The following is a 19,590-nucleotide window of genomic DNA, read 5'->3' on the forward strand; positions in this document are numbered from 1 at the left end:
GCAAGTTAGAAATTGGCTTCCAGGGAAACCGTCACGGTACGTTCCAGGCCTACGATGTACGCCGGGTCGCCGTCGCGGAAACCGCTGTAGCTGGCGGAGTTGGTCTTGGTGGTGTAGACGCCGTCCAGGTACTTCTTGTCGAACAGGTTGTCGACGTTCAGGCGCAGGGTCGCGTCCTTCACCACTTTCTTGTCCACCGGCAGGTAGATACCGGCACCGGCGTTGAATACGGTGCGGCCGGAGATGGCTTCGTCGTTGGTCAGGTCGCCGTAGAGCTTGCTGGTGTATTTGCCGCCGAAGGTGCCGTAGTAGTGGCCATCGTCATAACCGATGTTGGCCGCCAGCATGTTCTTCGGCACGTTGGCGAACTGCTTGCCGCTGGTGGGCAACAGGATGGCTTTGCCGGCGTTATAAACGGTGAGGTCGTCTTGCTGCTCGGCCTTGGTGTAGGTGTAGGAGGTGTAGTAGTTGAAGTGGTGGGGCAGCAGGCCGCTCCATTCCAGTTCCAGGCCACTGTTGTTGACGGAGCCGGCGTTGATATCGGCGAAGTCGCCGTTGATGTCCTTGGAGGAGACCTGGCGATCCTTGAACTGCATGTAGAACAGCGTGGCGGCCACGGTCATGTCGTCATCGGTGTAGCGCCAGCCCAGCTCGTGGTTCCAGCTGGTTTCCGGTTTGGCGTCGATGGAGCCGGCGCCCTTGTCGTACAGCACGTAGTTCTGCGGGATGCGCATGTTGCGCGAGAGGCTATAGAACAACTGGTCCCGCTCATCCAACTGGTATTTGAGGCCGGCGTTGGGCAGCAGTTTGTTGTAGGTCTGGTTACGTTTTTCGGCTTGCTCGGTGAGGCTGCCGTGGTTGGTGCCGTCACGCTTGACGTTCATGTAGGCAAGGCCGGCCACCAGGGTCCAGTCCGGGTTGATGTACCAGGTGTCCTGGGCCCAGACCTTCTGCGCCGGGGTCACGGTAAAGCGGTCGCGACCCTGTACGGTGTTGCCGTTGGCATCGACCACGGCATCGCCATCCGGCCAGGTGTCGCTGGGCTTGCCGCTGTTTTTCAGGGCAATGAACGGCTGGGTCTGGCTTTGGCGCGCGCGCTCATACCAGTAACCGAATTGCAGGCTGTGCTCTTCCAGGTCCCAGTTCAGCTTGGTGGTGATGCCGGGGCGCCAGGTCTGCGTGCGTGAAGGACGGTAGTAAACGCCGGTGGTGGACGAACCGTCGGCGTTGTACTGCGCGGCGGTCGGCAAATTGCTCAGGTCGAACACCCCACCGACGTTGGAGCCGCGGTTGAGTGCATAGCTGGACGAACCGACCCCGCTGCCGTTGCCCCAGTAGTAATACGGGATCACCGACAGGGCCAGGTTGTCGGCCAGTTTGAATTGGGTGTTGAGCACGCCGGTAAAAGTCTGGAACGGGTTCTGTGCCAGGGCGTAATAGCTGTTGACCTTGCCGTTGCTGCCCACCGATGGGGTGGCGGGGTAGGGGTCGAACTTGCGGCCGTTCTGTTGGAACTGGCTCTTGGTCAACTGGCTGTAACTGTTGTTGTCCTGCTCGTGGTACTTGAGGATCAGGTTGGCGGTGTTGCCATCGCCGGCGTCGAAAAAGCTGTTCCACTCGACTTTATCCGCGCGCACGGCGCCGGAACCACGCCACATGTCCCCTTCGGTATGCGAAGCCGACAGCCAGTTGCTCAGGCCGTTGATCTCTCCGGTATTTAGCCGCGCGAAGGTCTTGCGCGTGGCGTTGCTGCCCATGATCTGTTTGACGAATGCGCCGGTTTCTTTGGTTGGGCGAACGGTCACGATCCCGATGTTGCCGCCGCTGGAGCCGATGTGCGGGCCGTCGGCCTCCGCTGAGCCCTGGGTGACGAAGATCTGCTCGATGTTTTCCGGGTCGCCCAGCAGGTTGGAATACAGCGCGTAGTTGCCCGAGTCGTTGATCGGCATGCCATCCACCGACATCCCCACCTGGTCGGAGTTGAGGCCGCGCATGGTGAAGCGAAAGCCCGACAGCCCGGTGTTGTCTTCGCTGGAGATGTTCAGGCCCGGGGTGTATTTGAGCTTGTCCACGGCGTTGCCGGTGGCGGTCTGTTTATCCAGCGCTTCCTTGGTCACCGTGGAGCGGCCCTTGATGCTTTCTTCCTGCACCATGTAGCCGCCACCCGCCGTGGCCTTGCCTTGCACGCCAATGGTGCCGACATCGCTGTCGTTGGTGTCGGCCATGACCATGCCATGCCCCATGCTCGCGGCAACGAGTGCCAGATGAATCCGTGTGAACCTCATCAGTGTCGTCCTGGTGTCGGGTGCTTATTGCACGCTGTAGTTAAAGGTGGCGGTGAAGCGCTGCTCATTGCGGCCCCCGAAGGCTTGCTCGGGGAACGGCTTGACTTGCTTGATACGACGCAAGCTGTTGATGGCGGCCCGGTTGAGCAACATGCTCGACGCCTGGGTCTGTAGGCCGGAATCCAGCACGCGGCCCTGGCGATCCACCAACAACCAAACCACCACCTCGCCGCTCGGGCGTTCGAGGGATGCCTGGCGGCCGGTGGGATACTGCTTGTACGTGTCCAACTCGTTGCGCAGGCCCTTGAGATAGCCACCCTCCAAGGCTTGGCCGTCGACTTTCGGCGGCGCGGGCGGTGCCAGCGCAGGTGCCGCTGGGGCGGTTACGGCTGGTACCGGTTTGGCGGCGGCAACCGGGGGCGGAGTAGGCGCGGCTTTCGCCACTACCGGTTTGGGCAGCGGTTTGGGCTTGGGCTTGGGTTCGGGTTTTGGCAACGGTTTAGGCGGTGGAGGCGGCGGCGCCGGCTCGGCGTCGGCTTCCTCGATCACCGGTGGTGGCGGCTCAACCACCGGTTCCGGGATGACTGGCGGCTCTGGCTCCGGATCGACCAGGGCCAGCTCGACCGCCGACTCGTCATACACCGGCTCGACCTTCAATGTCTGGGACTGGATCCCCATGGCAATCAGCACCAGGGCGATCACGGCCGGGACACTGCCCAGCAGTTGGCGCACACGAAACAGAACGTACATGGTCAGGACTTACGCGTGGCAATGGACACGGAGGTGAAGCCACCCAGGCGCAGGGTGTCCATCACTTCCACCAGGCGCGAAACCTCCACGCCCTTATCGCTGTTGACGATGATCGTCGACTTGGTATCGGGCTTCTCTGCGGCTTTGAGCGCCGGTACCAGGGCGTCGACGGTGAGGTCCTTGCCGTCGAGTTGCAACTGGCCTTCCACGCCCAGGGTCAGGATGAATTTGTTCTGCGGCTTGAGCTGCTGCGAGCTGCTGGCGCTGGGCAGTTGCGTCTTCATGCCGAGGGCCGGAATCACGTTCAGGCTCACGAGTACGAAAAACACCAGAAGGAACATCATCACGTCGATCATCGGGATCAATTCGATGTGCGCCTTGCGTTTTTTCGGTTCGTCCCAGGTTCTCATTCCCTTACCCCGTTATTGAATTAGGGGCGACACGCTAACAAGCAAAAATGACCGATTGGTTAACTTTAGTTGACGTTTTGAGGGCTCTAGGACGGGTCTTACAGAAGACTCTAGGGTCATTTTTCCGGCGTAACAGAATTGAAATCCAAGGCGCGCATTCTCAAAAAATTTACATTGAGGGCCCTTAGGAATGAGTTGCCAATTGCCGTATCTGTCGACCCCGCGCCTGCTGCTGCACGCACTGGAACCGCACCAGGCCGAGCGGTTATGCGCCCTGGCCAACGGGCCGAAGATCGCCGATAACACGGCCAGCATTCCGTCGCCCTACACGCTGCAAACCGCGCAGGATTTTATCGAGGGGATGCAGGAAAAGTTTCGCGCCACGGGGTTGCTGAGCCTGGGTATGCACCGGCGCGACGATGATGAATTGATCGGCGTCGTCAGTCTGCGCATCAACGCGGCACACGGGTATGGGCACTTGGGCGGCTGGGTGGCGGCGTCTGAGCGCAACCAAGGGTTTGCGGCTGAGGCCGCCACTGCCTTGATGGCCTATGGGTTTGAGGCGTTGGGGCTGCACCGCGTGGGCAGTCAGTGCTTCAGCCGTAATAAAGAATCGGCGCGGGTCATGGAAAAAATCGGTCTGCACTACGAGGGGTGTCTGCGCGGGGCGTTTCTTAAGAACGGTGTGCATGAGGACATGCTGGTGTTCGCCGCCCTGCGTTCTGAGTGGGAGCACCGCGTATGAACGGCCCGGTCGATCAGGGGCGACGTCGGGTGCTGGCCGGGCTGGCGGTGGCCACCACGTTTTCGATCCTCAGTCCATTCGCCCGCAGTGCCGGGGTGGACTATCCGTTCACCCTCGGGGTGGCCTCGGGGGATCCGCTGCCGGATGGCTTTGTGATCTGGACGCGGCTGGCGCCGCGGTTCAATGCCGTAGACGGACGCGGTGGCTTGAGCCGCGCGGTGCCGGTGCGTTGGCGGGTGGCCAGCGATGCGGCGATGACGCGCATCGTGCGCCAGGGGGAGGTCATGGCCAGCGAGCGCTGGGCGCATTCGGTGCATGTGGAGGTGGCAGGGCTGCAGGCGGGGCGGCCGTATTGGTATCAGTTTGAAGGGCTGGGCGCCCAGAGCCCGGTGGGGCAATCACGTACGGCGCCACCGTTGCAGGCAATGACATCGGCGCGTGTGGGATTTGTCTCGTGCTCCCATTGGGAGCGTGGCTATTTCAGTGCGTATCGCCACTTGGCCGCCGAGCAGCCGGACCTGGTGTTTTTCCTGGGCGACTATATCTACGACAGTTCCTACGCGCCGGAGTCAGGCAAGGTATTTCGCGCCCATGGCAGTGGCAACGCGGTGAGCCTCAGCGATTACCGCAACCGCTATGCACTGTATAAAACCGATCCGGATTTGCAGGCCCTGCACGCTGCCGCCCCCAGCGTGGCGACCTGGGACGACCACGAAGTGCAGAACGACTACGCCAACCGTTGGTCCCAGGACCCGAGAACCCCGATGGCGCCATTTCTCCAGCAGAGGGCGGCGGCTTATCAGGCGTATTACGAACATATGCCGCTGCGCGCCAGCAGCCAGCCCAAAGGCGCCGATATGCGCATTTACCGGCGCCTGGACTACGGACGACTCGCCCGTTTTCATGTACTCGATGGTCGGCAATACCGCTCCGAGCAACCCTGCGTGTTGGCCAATGGCAGTCATCAGGGGCATGTGGTGACTAACCCGTGCAGCGAGTTGCGCGATCCTGGTCGCACGATGCTGGGTTGGCAGCAAGAGGCTTGGCTGGATCAGGGCTTTGCCCACTCCAGGGCGCAGTGGAATGTGATCGCTCAAGACTTATTGGTGGCGCCGCTGGTGCAACGGGACCTGACCAACCACAAGCCGGGGCGCTGGACCGACGGTTGGGATGGCTACATGGCCAATCGTTCAAGGATGCTGGCGTCTATTCAGCGCAACCGGGTGAACAACCCGGTGTTCTGGGGCGGTGATATCCACTCGTTTTGGGCCAACGACCTACACGTCGATGGCAATGACCCGGATTCGCCGGTGATCGCCACCGAATTCGTCGGCACCTCGGTGACTTCCGATGGGCCGCCGTTCGAGGCGTTCAGCAAAATCCTGCCCATGAACCCCCATGTGAAGTTTTTCGACAGCCGCCAGCGCGGCTACGTTTCGGTGGAGATGCAGGAGCGGCAGATGCTTACGCACCTGCGTGTCATCAGTGACCCGCAGGACCCTGCGGCGACGGTGTCGACCCTCAAATCGTTCGCGGTGGAGCCGGGGAGAGCAGGGGCGGTCGCGATTTGAGGGCGTAATGGGTGAACGCTCAACACACGCTTCAATCCAGGGTATAGCGCACCGACAGCGCGCCCTTTTTCTCGGACAGGGCCTGGATGGTAACTTGGCCCAATTCGCTTAATGTCTGCACATGCGTGCCGCCGCAGGCGTAGGCGGGCAGTTCGCCGAAGCCGACTTCGCGAGTGCCGTTGTCCACGGCCATATGACGGGGATAGTCGGTGGCGATCCATTCGTTGAGCTGCTGTTGAATCGCCTCGGCCTGCATGGCTTGCGCCGCTTCGCCTCGGATAAACGTCACTTTGGCTTCGCCCGGCCAGTGGTGGGCTTTGATCGGCATCCAGCCGAGGGTTTCGCCGACGTTGCCGATCAAGTGACCGGCCGAATGCAGGCGCGTGTGCAGGGCGCGGCGCTGTTCATCGACCCTTGCGGTGATCGGACCGGGTTCTACAGGGCGGTCGACATAATGCACCACGCGGTCGGCCTCCTGGGTGACACGCAGCACCTGGCTTTCGCCCAGCCAGCCGGTGTCGAACGGCTGCCCGCCGCCTTGAGGGTGGAAGAGGGTCGATTGCAGGATTACCGCGAAGTGATCGTCGTGGGGCGTGCAACTCAGCACTTCAAGCTCGGCGGTCAGGTGGTCGTGGGTAAAAAACAGGCGTTCGGTCATCATCTGCATCCGCATCAGGGTTCTACGGGCAGTATAAATACTGCTCGAATGGGTGATAATCCGTTCAATTATCAATGGACCTGTGCGTCATGAGCATTAATCTTCCGTTGCCCCTGTTGGGGGAAATGGCGATGTTCGTCAAAGTGGTAGAGGCCGGCAGCTTTTCCGAAGCGGCGCGCCAACTGAGCGTTTCGCCTTCGGCGGTGAGTCGCAGTATTTCGCGTCTTGAGCGGGCGCTGGCGACCCGCTTGCTGCAACGCACCACGCGCAAACTGCGCCTTAGCGAGGGCGGTGAAGAGGTGTTCAAGCGCTGCCAGGAAATGGTCAACGCGGCGCGTTCGGTGATGGAGATCAGTGGCCAGTTCACCCATGAAGCCGAGGGGCTGGTGCGGGTCAGCGTGCCCAAGGCGGTGGGGCGGTTTGTCGTACATCCGCACATGCCGGAATTCCTGCGACGCTATCCCCAGGTGGATGTGCAGCTGATCCTTGAGGATCGCCATGTGGACCTGATCGACGACAACGTCGACCTGAGTATCCGCATCACCGACAGCCCGCCGCCGGGGCTGGTGGGCCGGCAGTTGTTGCCGATCGAACATTTGCTCTGTGCGACACCGCAGTACCTGGCCGAGCACGGTACGCCGGGCCATCCCCATGATCTGGCGGCGCACAGCTGCATTTATCTTGGCGAGACACCGGCGGATTCACGCTGGAAGTTTCGTCAGGGCACCAAGGCCGTGACCGTCGCGGTACGCGGGCGTTATGCCGCGAACCATACCGGCGTGCGTCTGGATGCGGTGTTGCAGCATGTGGGTATTGGCAGCCTGCCGTATTTCACGGCGCGCCATGCCTTGGAGGAGGGGCGCTTGGTGCAGGTGTTGCCGGCGTGGGATTTTATTGCGTCGTACCACGGCGAGGCGTGGCTGCTGCATTCGCCGACACGCTATTTGCCGCCGAAGCTACGGGTATTTATCGATTACCTGGTGGCGTGCATGGCCAAGGAGCCGACGCTGAGAAAACGTTAGGAGCGAGCAGGCTCGCTCCTGGCAGATCAGTGTTTGCTCTGGTCGTCCGGCATGGCTAGCAGCTGCTTTTCTTGGTTCCAGTCGAACGGTTCGTCGTTCTGTTCGGCTTCGTAGCGACGTTCTTCCAGGGCCTGGTACAGGTCCAGTTCTTCATCGGGCATGAAGTGCAGGCAGTCGCCGCCAAAGAACCACAGCAGGTCGCGCGGTACGAGGTGGGCAATTTGCGGGTACCGCAGGATGACCTGACTCATCAGGTCTTGGCCCAGGTACTGGCTTTCGATTGGGTCGATGGGCAACAGGGCGCGCAGTTCGTCGAAGCGCTCCAGGAACAGGGCGTGACTTTCCTCGGGCACCTGTTCGGCTTCGCCGACGGCTACCAGGATGCTGCGCAGGTGGTCGAGCAAGACGAGATGATCGGCAACGACGTTGGACACGAGATAAGTCCTCAAAGCAAAAACGGGCGCGAGAGTATATAGCTCACGCGCCCGTAATTATATGACCGCTCGTATCAGCGGACTTTGCCCTCAGCCTGGGCCAGTTCTTCCTTGCTGAAATCATCCACGTCGATCACCTTGCGGCGTGCCGCTTCGGCGTCGCGCAGTGTCTGCGCTTCAGCCGCCTGCAACACGCCGGCGTTGAGTGCCGCGTCGATGGCGTGCTCGCCGGCAGCCGGTTTGAGCTGGCCGCTTTTGAGCGCGGTATGCAGTTTCTTTTGCAGCGGGTGGCTGGCGTTCAGCAGATCGTAGGCATGTTGCAGCGCGCCCACCGGATCTTCCGCCGATTGCGGGCGATAGCAGCCGGCCAGCAATTCTTCCAGGGTCGGGTCGCCTTTCGCACGACCGATCACTGCGGCCACTTCGGCATCCAGCGCATCCGACGGGCCAGTATGGCGACGCCCAAACGGGAATACGATTACCCGCATCAGGCAGCCAAGCACCTTGTTCGGGAAGTTGCTCAGCAGTTCATCCAATGCACGCTCCGACTCACCGAGGCTTTCCTCCATGGCCCAGACGAACAAGGGTTCCAAGTGATCCGGCGAATCCAGGTCGTGGTAGCGCTTGAGTGCCGCCGATGCCAGGTACATGTGGCTCAGTACATCCCCCAGACGCGCCGAGAGGCGTTCGCGACGTTTCAATTCGCCGCCCAGCAACATCATGCTCAGGTCGGCGAGCAGCGCAAACGCCGCTGCCTGGCGGTTCAATGCACGGAAGTAGCCCTGGCTCAGGCGGTTGCCCGGTGCTTTCTCAAAGTGGCCGATGCCCAGGTTCAGCACCAGCGTGCTGGCAGCGTTACTGACAGCGAAGCCGATGTGCTGCATCAGCAGGCTGTCGAATTCCTTGAGTGCCTGGTCCTTATCTTCACGCCCGGCCAGCGCCATTTCCTTGAGCACGAAGGGATGGCAACGGATTGCACCCTGGCCAAAGATCATCAGGTTGCGCGACAGGATGTTCGCGCCTTCCACGGTGATGAAGATCGGCGCGCCTTGCCAACTGCGGCCCAGGTAATTGTTCGGGCCCATGATGATGCCCTTGCCGCCATGCACGTCCATGGCGTGGCCGATGCATTCGCGGCCCCGCTCGGTGAGGTGGTACTTGAGAATCGCCGACAGCACCGAAGGTTTTTCGCCCTGGTCGACGGCATTGGCGGTGAGCATCCGCGCGCTGTCCATCAGCCAGGCGTTACCGCCGATACGGGCCAGGGCTTCCTGGATGCCTTCGAAGGCCGATAGCGGCACGTTGAACTGTTCACGTACCTGGGCGTACTGGCCGGTCACCAGGCTGGTGAACTTCGCGGCGCCGGTGCCCACCGCCGGCAGGGAAATCGAACGGCCTACCGACAGGCAGTTCATCAGCATCATCCAGCCCTTGCCGAGCATTTCCTGGCCGCCGATCAGGTAGCTCAGGGGGATAAAGACGTCCTTGCCGGAGTTGGGGCCATTCATAAAGGCCGCGCCCAAAGGCAGATGGCGACGGCCGATTTCAACACCGGGGGTGTCGGTGGGAATCAAGGCCAGGCTGATGCCCAGGTCTTCTTCCTCGCCCAACAGGTGGTCGGGGTCGTAGGCCTTGAACGCCAGCCCCAGCAGGGTCGCGACCGGGCCAAGGGTGATGTAGCGTTTTTCCCAGTTCAAACGCAGACCGATGGTTTCCTGGCCTTGCCATTCACCTTTGCAGATCACGCCGGTATCGGGCATGGCGCCGGCGTCGGAACCGGCCAGCGGACCGGTCAGGGCGAAGCAGGGGATATCGTCGCCACGCGCCAGGCGCGGCAGGTAGTGGTTGCGTTGTTCGTCGGTGCCGTAATGCAGCAGCAATTCGGCCGGGCCGAGGGAGTTGGGCACCATTACGGTGGAAGCCAGGTCACCGCTGCGGGTTGCGAGCTTCATCGCAACCTGTGAGTGGGCGTAGGCCGAAAAGCCCTTGCCACCGTATTCCTTGGGAATGATCAGGGCGAAGAAACCGTGGGTCTTGATGTGCGCCCAGGCGGCTGGAGGCAGGTCCATGGCCTGGCCGATTTCCCAGTCGCTGACCATCGCACAGAGTTCTTCGGTGGGGCCGTCGATGAAGGCTTGTTCTTCTTCAGTCAACTGCACCTTGGGGTAGGCGAGCAATTTGTCCCAGTCGGGACGCCCGCTGAACAGTTCGCCGTCCCACCACACCGTACCGGCGTCAATGGCGTCGCGCTCGGTTTCGGACATCGGCGGCAGGACTTTCTGGAACCAGCTGAACAGCGGCTTGGTGAAATATTGGCGACGCAGGTCCGGCAGCAGCAGCGGCGCCGCGACGACGGCCAGCAGCACCCAAAGGATCACCAACAACCAGCCCGGTGCGTGGCTCCAGGCGCCCATCGCCAACAGGTAAACGGCGACCACTCCCAGGGCGGGCAGGGGCGCGGTGCGGCGGTGTGCCAGGTAGGCAATGCCGACCACCAGAACCAGTATCCACAACAACAGCATATTCAATCCTCCGTGAAACCAAGGGCGAAACCACCAAGGAGCTTAGTCGGCATCCGAGAAAACGCGGTGGTCAGGGTGTAACCAGTTGTGCTGACAGCCACCTGCAGCGGGCGCCGACATTTGGCCGAATCGTCGTTATCCGTGGGGTGAGCCTGTGGTTAAACTCCAGGCTTGCCTCGGAGATGAAACATCATGAATGCGTACTTGAGTCCCAGCCGCTTCATCGATAGTGACCACCCTGCGGTGGTGGAGTTCGCGGTAAAACATCGCGGAACCAGCGCGGATTTAAGTGACCAGGCGGTCAGTCTTTACTATGCCGTGCGTGAGGCGATTCGCTATAACCCCTACACCTTCAGTCGCGATCCGCGCACCCTCAGTGCCAGTTTCGCCCTGGCCAGCCGTGAGAGTTACTGCGTGCCCAAGGCCACTTTGCTCGCCGCCTGCGCCCGGCATTGCGGCATCCCCGCGCGCATCGGCCTGGCGGACGTGCGCAACCACCTGTCGACCCCACGCCTGATCGCATTGCTCAAGAGTGATGTGTTCGCCATGCATGGGTACACCGAACTGTATCTGCACGGTCGCTGGGTCAAGGCCACGCCGGCGTTCAATGCCCAGCTGTGTGAACTTTTCGATGTGCCGCCCTTGGCGTTCGACGGTATCAACGATAGCGTTTTCCACCCCTTCAATCGCCAAGGCCAGCGCTCGATGGAATACGTGGTGGACCATGGGCAATTTACCGATGTGCCGGAGGCTTTTTTCTTTTCCCACCTGCAGAAATGTTACCCGCACCTGTTTGACGATGGGCTGCCTCCCTTGCTCGGCGACTTGCAGACGGATTTAAGCCGCTCGTGAACCGGCGTATGCTGCTGCGTCCACCCACCCACTAAGGCGCGGTCATGCTGAAAATCTGGGGTCGTAAAAATTCATCGAATGTCAGGAAGGCACTGTGGTGCGCCGAGGAGCTCGGCCTGGACTATGAGGCCATCGATGCGGGCGGCGCTTTTGGGGTGGTCGACACGCCGCAGTACCGTGCCTTGAACCCCAATGGTCGGGTGCCGATGATTGAAGACGGCGACTTCGTGTTGTGGGAATCCAATACCATCGTGCGCTACCTGTGCGCCAAGCACGGGGCGAGCTGGTATCCGACCGACCTCAAGGCCCGCGCCAACGCGGAAAAGTGGATGGACTGGACCACCTCGACCCTCGCCGAGCCATTCAAAGCAGTGTTCTGGGGCATCGTGCGCACCCCAGCGGAGCAACGGAACTGGGATGCCATCAATGCCGGGCGCAACGCCTGCATTGACGCGCTCGGTATGGTGGACAAGGCGCTGGCCGAACATCCCTACCTGTCCGGCGACGCCATCGGCATGGGCGATATTCCCCTGGGCAGCTTTATCTACGCGTGGTTTGAAATGCCCATCGAACGGCCGGCCATGCCGCATCTGGAGGCGTGGTACCAGCGTTTGCAGCAACGCCCGGCCTACCGAAAAGCCGTCATGACCGCGTTGACTTAATACCTACTATTAATACGGGTGACTGTACTTGTGCGGCGCGGCCAAGCACCATGCCTGTCCTGCGCTGTCGTTGAACTAAGGGCGGTGCGCCCTCATCTACTCTTTCTATTCCCTTCTCTGGTGCGTAATCCGATATGAGTTCCGCTCTGTCCATCCGGCAGCTAACCAAAACCTACGGCAACGGTTTCCAGGCCCTGAGTGGTATCGATCTGGACGTTGCTGAGGGTGACTTCTTCGCCTTGCTCGGCCCCAACGGTGCCGGCAAATCCACCACCATCGGCATCTTGTCGACCCTGGTCAACAAAACCAGCGGCACGGTGAATATTTTCGGTAACGACCTGGACCAGTCCCCGGCGGCGCTCAAGCGTTGCATCGGTGTGGTGCCCCAGGAATTCAACTTCAACCAGTTCGAAAAGACTTTCGACATCGTCGTGACCCAGGCGGGCTACTACGGCATCCCGGCGAAAATCGCCAAGGAGCGCGCCGAGCAGTACCTCACCCAATTGGGCCTGTGGGACAAGCGCGACGTGCCTTCGCGTTCGCTGTCCGGCGGCATGAAGCGGCGTTTGATGATCGCCCGCGCCTTGGTGCATGAGCCGCGCCTGCTGATCCTCGATGAGCCCACCGCCGGCGTGGACATTGAGCTGCGGCGTTCGATGTGGACCTTTCTCACCGAGCTGAACGAGAAGGGCATCACCATCATCCTCACCACCCACTACCTGGAAGAGGCTGAGCAGCTTTGCCGCAATATCGGCATCATCGACCACGGCACCATCGTCGAGAACACCAGCATGCGTAACCTGCTGAGCCAGTTGCATGTGGAAACGTTCCTGCTGGACTTGAAGAACAATCTGACCGTCGCACCGCAACTGCTCGGCTACCCCTGCCGCCTGGTGGATAGCCATACCCTGGAAGTCCAGGTGGACAAAGCCATGGGCATCACCGCGCTGTTCACTCAATTGGCGACCCAGAACATCGAAGTGCTGAGCCTGCGTAATAAAACCAATCGCCTTGAGGAGTTGTTCGTGTCCCTGGTGGAGAAAAATCTGGCGAAGGTGGCGGTATGAGTTCCGAACTGCAACCCAACCTCGTCGCCCTGCAGACCATCGTCTATCGCGAAGTGAAGCGCTTTACCCGGATCTGGCCGCAGACGTTGCTGCCGCCTGCAATCACCATGGTCTTGTACTTTGTAATCTTCGGGAACCTGATCGGTCGGCAGATCGGCGACATGGGTGGCTTCACCTACATGGAGTACATCGTGCCGGGCCTGATCATGATGTCGGTGATCACCAACTCTTACGGCAACGTGGTCTCCAGCTTCTTTGGCAGCAAGTTTCAGCGCTCCATCGAGGAACTGATGGTGTCGCCGGTGTCGCCCCACACCATCCTTATCGGTTACACCCTGGGCGGTGTGTTGCGCGGTTTGATGGTGGGCGTGATCGTGACGCTGTTGTCGCTGTTCTTTACCCATCTGCAGGTGCATCACCTGGGGGTGACGATTCTGGTGGTGGTGCTAACGGCGACGATTTTCTCGCTGCTGGGCTTTATCAACGCGGTGTTTGCGCGCAATTTCGATGACATCTCGATCATCCCGACTTTCGTGCTGACACCGCTGACGTACCTGGGCGGGGTGTTCTACTCCATCAGCCTGCTGCCGCCGTTCTGGCAGACCGTATCGTTGGCCAACCCTGTCCTGCACATGGTCAATGCCTTCCGTTACGGCATCCTCGGCGTATCGGATATCAAGATCAGCGTGGCGATCACTTTTATGATCGTGGCCACTGTGGTGCTTTACATCGGGTGTGCACGGTTGCTGGTCAGTGGGCGCGGGATGCGCACCTAAGCTGCTCCGAACGCAGTGAAAATGTGGGAGGGCCAAGCGCTCTCCCACCTATGGTTTTGCATCAGGTCTTCAGTGCCAGCTCGATCAGCTCGTGCAGTTCTTCAACTGCCAACGGCGCGCTCGAGAACAGAATACGAAACACTGTCGGCGCCGCCAGCAGGTTGATCAAGCGGTCCACGCTTGGCGCTGTTTCGCCGGGGTAGCGATCGACAATTGTCTGCAACTGCCCGCTCAGAATGCTAACGCAGTAGCCTGGCGTTGGGCTGCATTGCACGTCGCGCATCATCATGCGCCCCGGTTCCGAACTCATCTCATCCAGGTACTGCTCGGCCCAAGCTCGCAGGTCGCCGCGCAGGCTGCCGGTATCGGCCGGCTCGCTGTCCGGGCGCATGCGTGCCACGGCCACATCGGCGAGCAGGGCGGAGAGGTCCCCCCAGCGTCGGTAGATGGTCGACGGCGTCACCCCGGCGCGCGCGGCAATCATCGGCACAGTCACGCTGGATCGCTCGTGGGCTTCCAATAGTTCACGCACGGCACAATGTACCGATGCTTGTACCCGGGCACTGCGGCCTCCCGGGCGAAGGCCTTCTTTAATCACCATGGACGCGACCTTAACACAAAGAATTTGCTTTAAGCGTCGGCGAGTCGCACACTGCGCAAAAGCAAAATATTAGCTTTAGCGGAGCGTGCCCATGTCCAGTCTCACTTCCCATCGCCCCAGCCTGGTGTTCCTGGCGATCACCTTGCTGACGTTTCTCGCCGCCTCCAGCGCGCCGACGCCGTTGTATCACCTGTATCAGCAGCACTTGGACTTTTCCGCAGGCATGCTCACGCTGATCTTTGGTGTGTACGCCCTGAGCTTGTTAGCGGCGCTGCTGACCGTGGGCTCGCTGTCGGATTACCTGGGGCGCAAGCCGGTGATCTTCGCCGCACTGATCCTTGAAATGCTGGCGATGCTGCTGTTTATCAATGAAAGCAGTGTGGCCTGGCTGATCGTCGCGCGCACATTACAGGGCTTCGCCACTGGTATGGCCACCGCAGTGCTGGGCGCAGCGCTGCTGGATACCGATCACGAACAGGGCCCACTGATCAACAGCCTTGCGCCGTTGCTGGGCATGGCCTGCGGAGCGATGGGCTGCAGCCTGCTGGTGGAGTTCGCGCCATTTCCGACCCAGTTGATTTACTGGGTGCTGTTCGGCGCGATGCTGCTACAAGCCTTGCTTGTGTTGCGCCTGCCGGAAACCGTCAGTCCCATCGCCGGGGCGTTGGCGTCGTTGTGGCCTACGTTGCATGTGCCTGCCCAGGCGCGCCGCGCATTGTGGATTGCATTGCCGGTGGATATCGCGGTTTGGGCCATGGGCGGTTTCTATTTATCCCTGGCGCCTTCTCTGGTGCGGGCGGCGACCGGGTCGACATCGAACCTGATCGGCGGTGGATTGGTGGCGGTGCTGACCGTCAGCGGAGCGCTGATGATTTACGGCCTGCGCCACCGTGCGGCTGACAAAGTCCTGCGTCTGGGCGCCATGCTGTTGGCGCTGGGCGTGGCGCTGATCCTCGGCGCCGTACACACAGCCAGCCTGCCGCTGTTCTTCGTCGCCACCCTGATCGCCGGCAGCGGGTTCGGCGCCGGGTTTCTGGGCGCTGTGCGCAGCGTCGTGCCATTGGCTCAGCCCCACGAGCGCGCAGGCTTGATGTCGGCGTTTTACGTCCTGAGCTACTTGGCGTTCTGCATACCCTCGTTGTTGGCGGGCACCCTGACGCGCACGTTCGGCCTGATCGCCACCACCGACGGCTATGGCGCCTCGTTGATCGTGTTGGCCCTCAGTGCCTTGATGGTGTTGCTGCTCCAGGACTGCACCAGGAGCCGCGCGACATCCAGTCGGTGATCCGGTCATAATCCGCGACTTCAACAGCCGAAGGGTTCGACGATGAAGATTATCCGCAGCAAAGACTTCACCGGCAGCCGTGCCTGGGAGGCGCTGGATATCGCCACTATGAACGGCATTACCACCCGTTTGCACTGGACCGATCAACCATACCGCTGGCACATCAACGACGGCGAAGAAGTATTTGTCGTGCTCGACGGTCGGGTGCTGATGCACTACCGCGATAACGGCTTTGAACAGGTAGCTGAGTTGGCGGTGGGGGACATCTTTTATGCCAGCGTCGGTACCGAGCATGTCGCCCATCCCCAAGGTCCGGCACGCATCCTGGTGATCGAAAGTGAAGGCAGTGTCTGATGCTTATCGGTTAAATAGATAACAGTTAGAGAAATTACCCGTTATATAGATATGTGAACAGGTTCTATCATGAAATCAACCTCATAAGAGGAAGAGGACTGACACGATGACCTGCTCCACAACGCTTAGATATAAACCTTTCAGTCACCTGACCCGGCCTCGGGAAGTGATTCGCCAGTTCACACCCAATTGGTTCGCCGCGACCATGGGCACCGGCGTGCTCGCGCTGGCCTTGGCCCAATTGCCGGTGGCGCTGCCGGGCCTGCATGTTTTGGCCGAAGCGCTGTGGCTGTTCACCATCGTCTTGTTCATGCTGTTCAGTGGGCTGTATGCCGCGCGTTGGGTGATGTTCTTCCATGAAGCGCGACGGATCTTCGGGCACTCCACGGTTTCGATGTTCTTCGGCACCATCCCCATGGGCCTGGCCACGATTCTCAACGGCTTGCTGCTGTTCGGTCTGCCGCGCGGGGGCAGTGCCGTGGTGCCGTTGGCCGAGGTGCTGTGGTGGCTGGATGTGGCTATGGCCTTGGCCTGCGGCGTGCTGATCCCGTTCATGATGTTCACGCGCCAGGAGCACAGCATCGACCAGATGACCGCCGTGTGGCTGTTGCCCGTGGTCGCCGCCGAGGTCGCTGCTGCCAGTGGTGGGCTGTTGGCGCCGCACCTGGCCGATGCCCATTCGCAACTGGTGATGTTGGTGACCAGCTACGTGCTGTGGGCGTTTTCCCTGCCGGTGGCATTCAGCATCCTGACCATTCTGATGCTGCGCATGGCCTTGCACAAACTGCCCCACGCCAACATGGCCGCATCCAGCTGGCTGGCCTTAGGTCCCATCGGCACCGGCGCCCTCGGCATGTTGCTGCTGGGGGGCGATGCACCGGCGATCTTCGCCGCCAACGGCTTGCCAGGCATCGGTGACATCGCCAACGGCCTCGGCATGGTGGCCGGTATTACGCTGTGGGGCTTCGGTTTGTGGTGGATGCTGATCGCCGTGTTGATCACGCTGCGTTACCTGCGCGCCGAAATCCCCTTCAACCTGGGCTGGTGGGGCTTTACCTTCCCTCTGGGGGTGTACGCATTGACCACTCTGAAACTGGCGAACGTGTTGCACTTGGCGTTCTTCAATGTAGTGGGCAGCGTGCTGGTGGCGGCGTTGGCATGGATGTGGTTGATCGTGACCAAGCGCACCGTGGTGGGGGCCTATAAAGGTGAGCTTTTTGTTTCACCGTGTATTGCAGGATTAGGGAATAAGTAACCAGGATTAGGTAAAGTCGTGGCCTGATAATCGATAAGCCTTCAGGCCACGCAGGAACACGGACGACGATGAGCCATCCTTCCCAATTCACCTTGCTGCGCACTCGGCGATTTTTGCCGTTTTTCATCACCCAGTTGTTGGGTGCGTTCAACGACAACATCTTCAAGCAATCGCTGATCCTGGCGATCCTCTACAAACTCGCAATCGACGGCGATCGCGCCATTTGGGTCAACCTGTGCGCGCTGCTGTTTATTCTGCCGTTCTTCCTGTTCTCGGCGCTGGCCGGGCAGTTCGGCGAAAAATTCAATAAGGACGCGCTGATTCGGGTGATCAAGATCGCCGAGATCGTGATCATGGCCGTGGGCGCCACCGGTTTTTTGTTCAACCACCTGGAATTGATGCTGCTGGCGCTGTTCGCCATGGGCACGCACTCGGCGCTGTTCGGCCCGGTGAAGTATTCGATCATGCCCCAGGCATTGCGCGACGACGAGTTGGTCGGCGGTAACGGCCTGGTGGAAATGGGCACCTTCCTGGCGATCCTGGCGGGCACTATCGGCGCTGGGATCATGATGTCGTCCACCCATTACGCCAAGGTGGTGTCGGTGGCGATTGTCGGCGTGGCGGTGCTGGGTTACCTGGCCAGCCGCAGCATCCCGCGCGCGGCGGCCTCCACGCCGCAATTGCGCCTGAACTGGAATATCTTCAGCCAATCGTGGGCCACCTTGCGCATGGGCCTGGGGCAAACGCCGGCGGTGTCGCGCTCGATTGTAGGCAACTCGTGGTTCTGGTTTGTCGGCGCGATCTACCTGACGCAAATCCCGGCCTATGCCAAGGAGTGGCTGTACGGCGACGAAACCGTGGTGACGCTGATTCTTACCGTGTTTTCGGTGGGCATCGCCCTGGGTTCGATGCTGTGCGAAAAGCTCTCCGGCCGTAAGGTGGAAATTGGTCTGGTGCCGTTCGGATCATTCGGCCTGACGGTGTTCGGCCTGTTGCTGTGGTGGCATTCCGGCGGCTTCCCGCAGAACGTCCAGGCCAACGATTGGCTGGCGGTGCTCAGCTACGGGCAGGCCTGGTGGGTACTGGCGGATATTCTCGGCCTGGGTGTGTTCGGCGGTTTCTATATCGTGCCGCTGTATGCGTTGATCCAGTCGCGCACGGTTGAACATGAGCGCGCACGGGTGATCGCCGCCAACAACATCCTCAATGCGCTGTTCATGGTGGTGTCGGCGCTGGTGTCGATTCTGCTGTTGAGCGTGGCCAAGCTGTCGATTCCGCAGCTGTTCCTGGTGGTGTCGCTGCTCAATATCGCGGTCAATACCTACATCTTCCGAATCGTCCCCGAGTTCACCATGCGCTTCATGATCTGGCTGCTCAGCCATTCCATGTACCGCGTGGAGCACCGCAACCTGCAGGCCATCCCGGACGAAGGCGCGGCGTTACTGGTGTGCAATCATGTGTCGTTTGTCGATGCGCTGCTGATCGGTGGCGCGGTGCGTCGGCCGATTCGTTTTGTCATGTACTACAAGATCTACCGTTTGCCGGTGCTCAACTTTATCTTCCGCACCGCCGGGGCGATTCCGATTGCCGGGCGCAACGAAGATATCCAGATCTATGAGCAAGCCTTCAAGCGGATTGCCGAGTACCTGAAAGAAGGGGAGTTGGTGTGTATCTTTCCGGAGGGCAAGCTGACCGCCGATGGTGATATGAATGAGTTTCGCGGTGGTGTGACGCGCATTCTGGAAGAGACGGCGGTGCCGGTGATTCCCATGGCGTTGCAGGGGTTATGGGGCAGTTTCTTCAGTCGCGATCCGAATAAAGGCTTCTTCCATCGCATCTGGTCGCGGGTGGTGCTGGTGGCCGGCGAGCCGGTTGCGGTGGAGGCGGCTACACCTGCGCAGTTGCAGGAAGTGGTAGCGGGACTGCGCGGCACGGTCCGTTAGATTTGTACGGCTAATCAGCGCTTACCGCGGTCGGGTTTGCCCACGGTAAGCGCTGGCGACCTAGGTGCTGAGCTTGAGACCAATCAACCCGAAGATGATCAATGCCACGCTGGCCAGCCGGAACAACGCCATGGATTCGCCAAACAGGATAATCCCGGCGATGACCGTCCCGACGGCACCCACGCCCGTCCATACGGCATAGGCAGTACCCAGCGGCAGCTCTTTTACGGCCAGCCCCAGCAGGCCAAGGCTCACGGCCATGGCGGCAAGCGTCAGGACGGTGGGCAGCGGCTTACTGAAACCATCGGTGTACTTCAAGCCGACGGCCCAGCCCACTTCGAACAACCCGGCAAAAAAAAGAATGATCCAAGACATGGGTAACCCCTTCTGTGGATGGG

19 protein-coding genes are annotated in these 19,590 nt (G+C 60.7%); 11 read left to right on the forward strand and 8 right to left on the reverse strand.

Going from position 1 to position 19,590, the window contains the following annotated elements:
• Positions 1-5: 5 nt before the first annotated feature.
• From FIV35_RS13630 to FIV35_RS13640, 3 genes are read right to left on the reverse strand one after another with little or no spacing between them, the layout of a single operon-like run.
• Positions 6-2,285 carry a TonB-dependent receptor gene (locus tag FIV35_RS13630; RefSeq protein WP_034096701.1) on the reverse strand — a complete coding sequence of 760 codons (2,280 nt, stop codon included), beginning with the start codon at positions 2,283-2,285 and terminating at the stop codon, positions 6-8.
• Positions 2,286-2,309: 24 nt separating this feature from the next.
• On the reverse strand, positions 2,310-3,035 hold the full coding sequence (locus FIV35_RS13635) for an energy transducer TonB family protein (protein WP_034137621.1): 726 nt from the start codon (positions 3,033-3,035) through the stop codon (positions 2,310-2,312).
• A 2-nt stretch (positions 3,036-3,037) separates the two neighbouring features.
• Positions 3,038-3,445: an ExbD/TolR family protein gene (locus tag FIV35_RS13640; protein ID WP_034096703.1), complete on the reverse strand. Its 408-nt coding sequence runs from the start codon at positions 3,443-3,445 to the stop codon at positions 3,038-3,040.
• 190 nt (positions 3,446-3,635) lie between these two features.
• On the opposite strand from FIV35_RS13640, the gene FIV35_RS13645 reads away from it, so the two are divergent.
• Together FIV35_RS13645 and FIV35_RS13650 are read left to right on the forward strand one after the other, a co-directional pair.
• Entirely contained in the window at positions 3,636-4,190 is a 555-nt protein-coding gene (locus FIV35_RS13645; RefSeq protein WP_034096704.1) for a GNAT family N-acetyltransferase, read from the forward strand.
• Positions 4,187-5,761 carry an alkaline phosphatase D family protein gene (locus tag FIV35_RS13650; protein WP_034137622.1) on the forward strand — a complete coding sequence of 525 codons (1,575 nt, stop codon included), beginning with the start codon at positions 4,187-4,189 and terminating at the stop codon, positions 5,759-5,761. The genes FIV35_RS13645 and FIV35_RS13650 overlap by 4 nt, the downstream gene beginning before the upstream one ends.
• A gap of 31 nt (positions 5,762-5,792) precedes the next feature.
• On the opposite strand, the gene FIV35_RS13655 is transcribed toward FIV35_RS13650, so the two are convergent.
• The gene (locus FIV35_RS13655; protein ID WP_034137664.1) at positions 5,793-6,419 is read right to left on the reverse strand and encodes a serine-tRNA(Ala) deacylase AlaX; all 627 of its coding nucleotides are present in this window, start codon (positions 6,417-6,419) and stop codon (positions 5,793-5,795) included.
• Between the two features lie 89 nt (positions 6,420-6,508).
• Here FIV35_RS13655 and FIV35_RS13660 point away from each other — a divergent pair, with 89 nt between their 5' ends.
• A complete protein-coding gene (locus tag FIV35_RS13660) occupies positions 6,509-7,441 on the forward strand; it encodes a LysR family transcriptional regulator (RefSeq protein WP_034112741.1) in 933 nt (310 codons plus the stop codon).
• Between the two features lie 26 nt (positions 7,442-7,467).
• Here FIV35_RS13660 and FIV35_RS13665 read toward each other — a convergent pair whose 3' ends face one another.
• Both FIV35_RS13665 and FIV35_RS13670 read right to left on the reverse strand, forming a co-directional pair.
• Positions 7,468-7,875, reverse strand: a complete 408-nt coding sequence (locus tag FIV35_RS13665) for a PA2817 family protein (RefSeq protein WP_034096707.1) — start codon at positions 7,873-7,875, stop codon at positions 7,468-7,470.
• 74 nt (positions 7,876-7,949) lie between these two features.
• The gene (locus tag FIV35_RS13670) at positions 7,950-10,397 is read right to left on the reverse strand and encodes an acyl-CoA dehydrogenase (protein ID WP_034137623.1); all 2,448 of its coding nucleotides are present in this window, start codon (positions 10,395-10,397) and stop codon (positions 7,950-7,952) included.
• Positions 10,398-10,589: 192 nt separating this feature from the next.
• Between FIV35_RS13670 and FIV35_RS13675 the strand changes: the two genes are divergently transcribed.
• The 4 genes from FIV35_RS13675 (at position 10,590) to FIV35_RS13690 (ending at position 13,754) form a co-directional block, all read left to right on the forward strand.
• The gene (locus tag FIV35_RS13675) at positions 10,590-11,249 is read left to right on the forward strand and encodes a transglutaminase-like domain-containing protein (RefSeq protein ID WP_034096709.1); all 660 of its coding nucleotides are present in this window, start codon (positions 10,590-10,592) and stop codon (positions 11,247-11,249) included.
• A 44-nt stretch (positions 11,250-11,293) separates the two neighbouring features.
• Entirely contained in the window at positions 11,294-11,911 is a 618-nt protein-coding gene (locus FIV35_RS13680; protein ID WP_034137624.1) for a glutathione S-transferase family protein, read from the forward strand.
• 134 nt (positions 11,912-12,045) lie between these two features.
• On the forward strand, positions 12,046-12,978 hold the full coding sequence (locus FIV35_RS13685) for an ABC transporter ATP-binding protein (protein WP_034137625.1): 933 nt from the start codon (positions 12,046-12,048) through the stop codon (positions 12,976-12,978).
• On the forward strand, positions 12,975-13,754 hold the full coding sequence (locus FIV35_RS13690) for an ABC transporter permease (RefSeq protein ID WP_034096712.1): 780 nt from the start codon (positions 12,975-12,977) through the stop codon (positions 13,752-13,754). Before FIV35_RS13685 ends, FIV35_RS13690 begins: the two co-directional genes overlap by 4 nt.
• A 61-nt stretch (positions 13,755-13,815) precedes the next feature.
• Here the strand turns inward: FIV35_RS13690 and FIV35_RS13695 are convergent, their stop codons facing one another.
• A complete protein-coding gene (locus FIV35_RS13695) occupies positions 13,816-14,355 on the reverse strand; it encodes a TetR/AcrR family transcriptional regulator (protein ID WP_034137626.1) in 540 nt (179 codons plus the stop codon).
• 91 nt (positions 14,356-14,446) lie between these two features.
• Here FIV35_RS13695 and FIV35_RS13700 point away from each other — a divergent pair, with 91 nt between their 5' ends.
• The 4 genes from FIV35_RS13700 to FIV35_RS13715 all read left to right on the forward strand — a co-directional run bounded on the left by FIV35_RS13700 (position 14,447) and on the right by FIV35_RS13715 (position 19,192).
• Positions 14,447-15,640, forward strand: a complete 1,194-nt coding sequence (locus tag FIV35_RS13700; protein WP_034137627.1) for an MFS transporter — start codon at positions 14,447-14,449, stop codon at positions 15,638-15,640.
• Positions 15,641-15,682: 42 nt separating this feature from the next.
• A complete protein-coding gene (locus FIV35_RS13705; protein ID WP_034112745.1) occupies positions 15,683-15,994 on the forward strand; it encodes a cupin domain-containing protein in 312 nt (103 codons plus the stop codon).
• Between the two features lie 106 nt (positions 15,995-16,100).
• Positions 16,101-17,249: a TDT family transporter gene (locus FIV35_RS13710; protein ID WP_034137628.1), complete on the forward strand. Its 1,149-nt coding sequence runs from the start codon at positions 16,101-16,103 to the stop codon at positions 17,247-17,249.
• A gap of 68 nt (positions 17,250-17,317) precedes the next feature.
• Positions 17,318-19,192 (forward strand): MFS transporter, encoded by a 1,875-nt coding sequence (locus FIV35_RS13715; RefSeq protein WP_034137629.1) that lies wholly within the window; start codon positions 17,318-17,320, stop codon positions 19,190-19,192.
• Positions 19,193-19,252: 60 nt separating this feature from the next.
• Here FIV35_RS13715 and sugE read toward each other — a convergent pair whose 3' ends face one another.
• On the reverse strand, positions 19,253-19,567 hold the full coding sequence (gene sugE / locus FIV35_RS13720) for a quaternary ammonium compound efflux SMR transporter SugE (RefSeq protein ID WP_034096718.1): 315 nt from the start codon (positions 19,565-19,567) through the stop codon (positions 19,253-19,255).
• Positions 19,568-19,590: the final 23 nt, after the last annotated feature.

Origin of the sequence: Pseudomonas rhodesiae, from assembly GCF_007858255.1 — a bacterium.
Lineage (GTDB): Bacteria > Pseudomonadota > Gammaproteobacteria > Pseudomonadales > Pseudomonadaceae > Aquipseudomonas > Aquipseudomonas rhodesiae.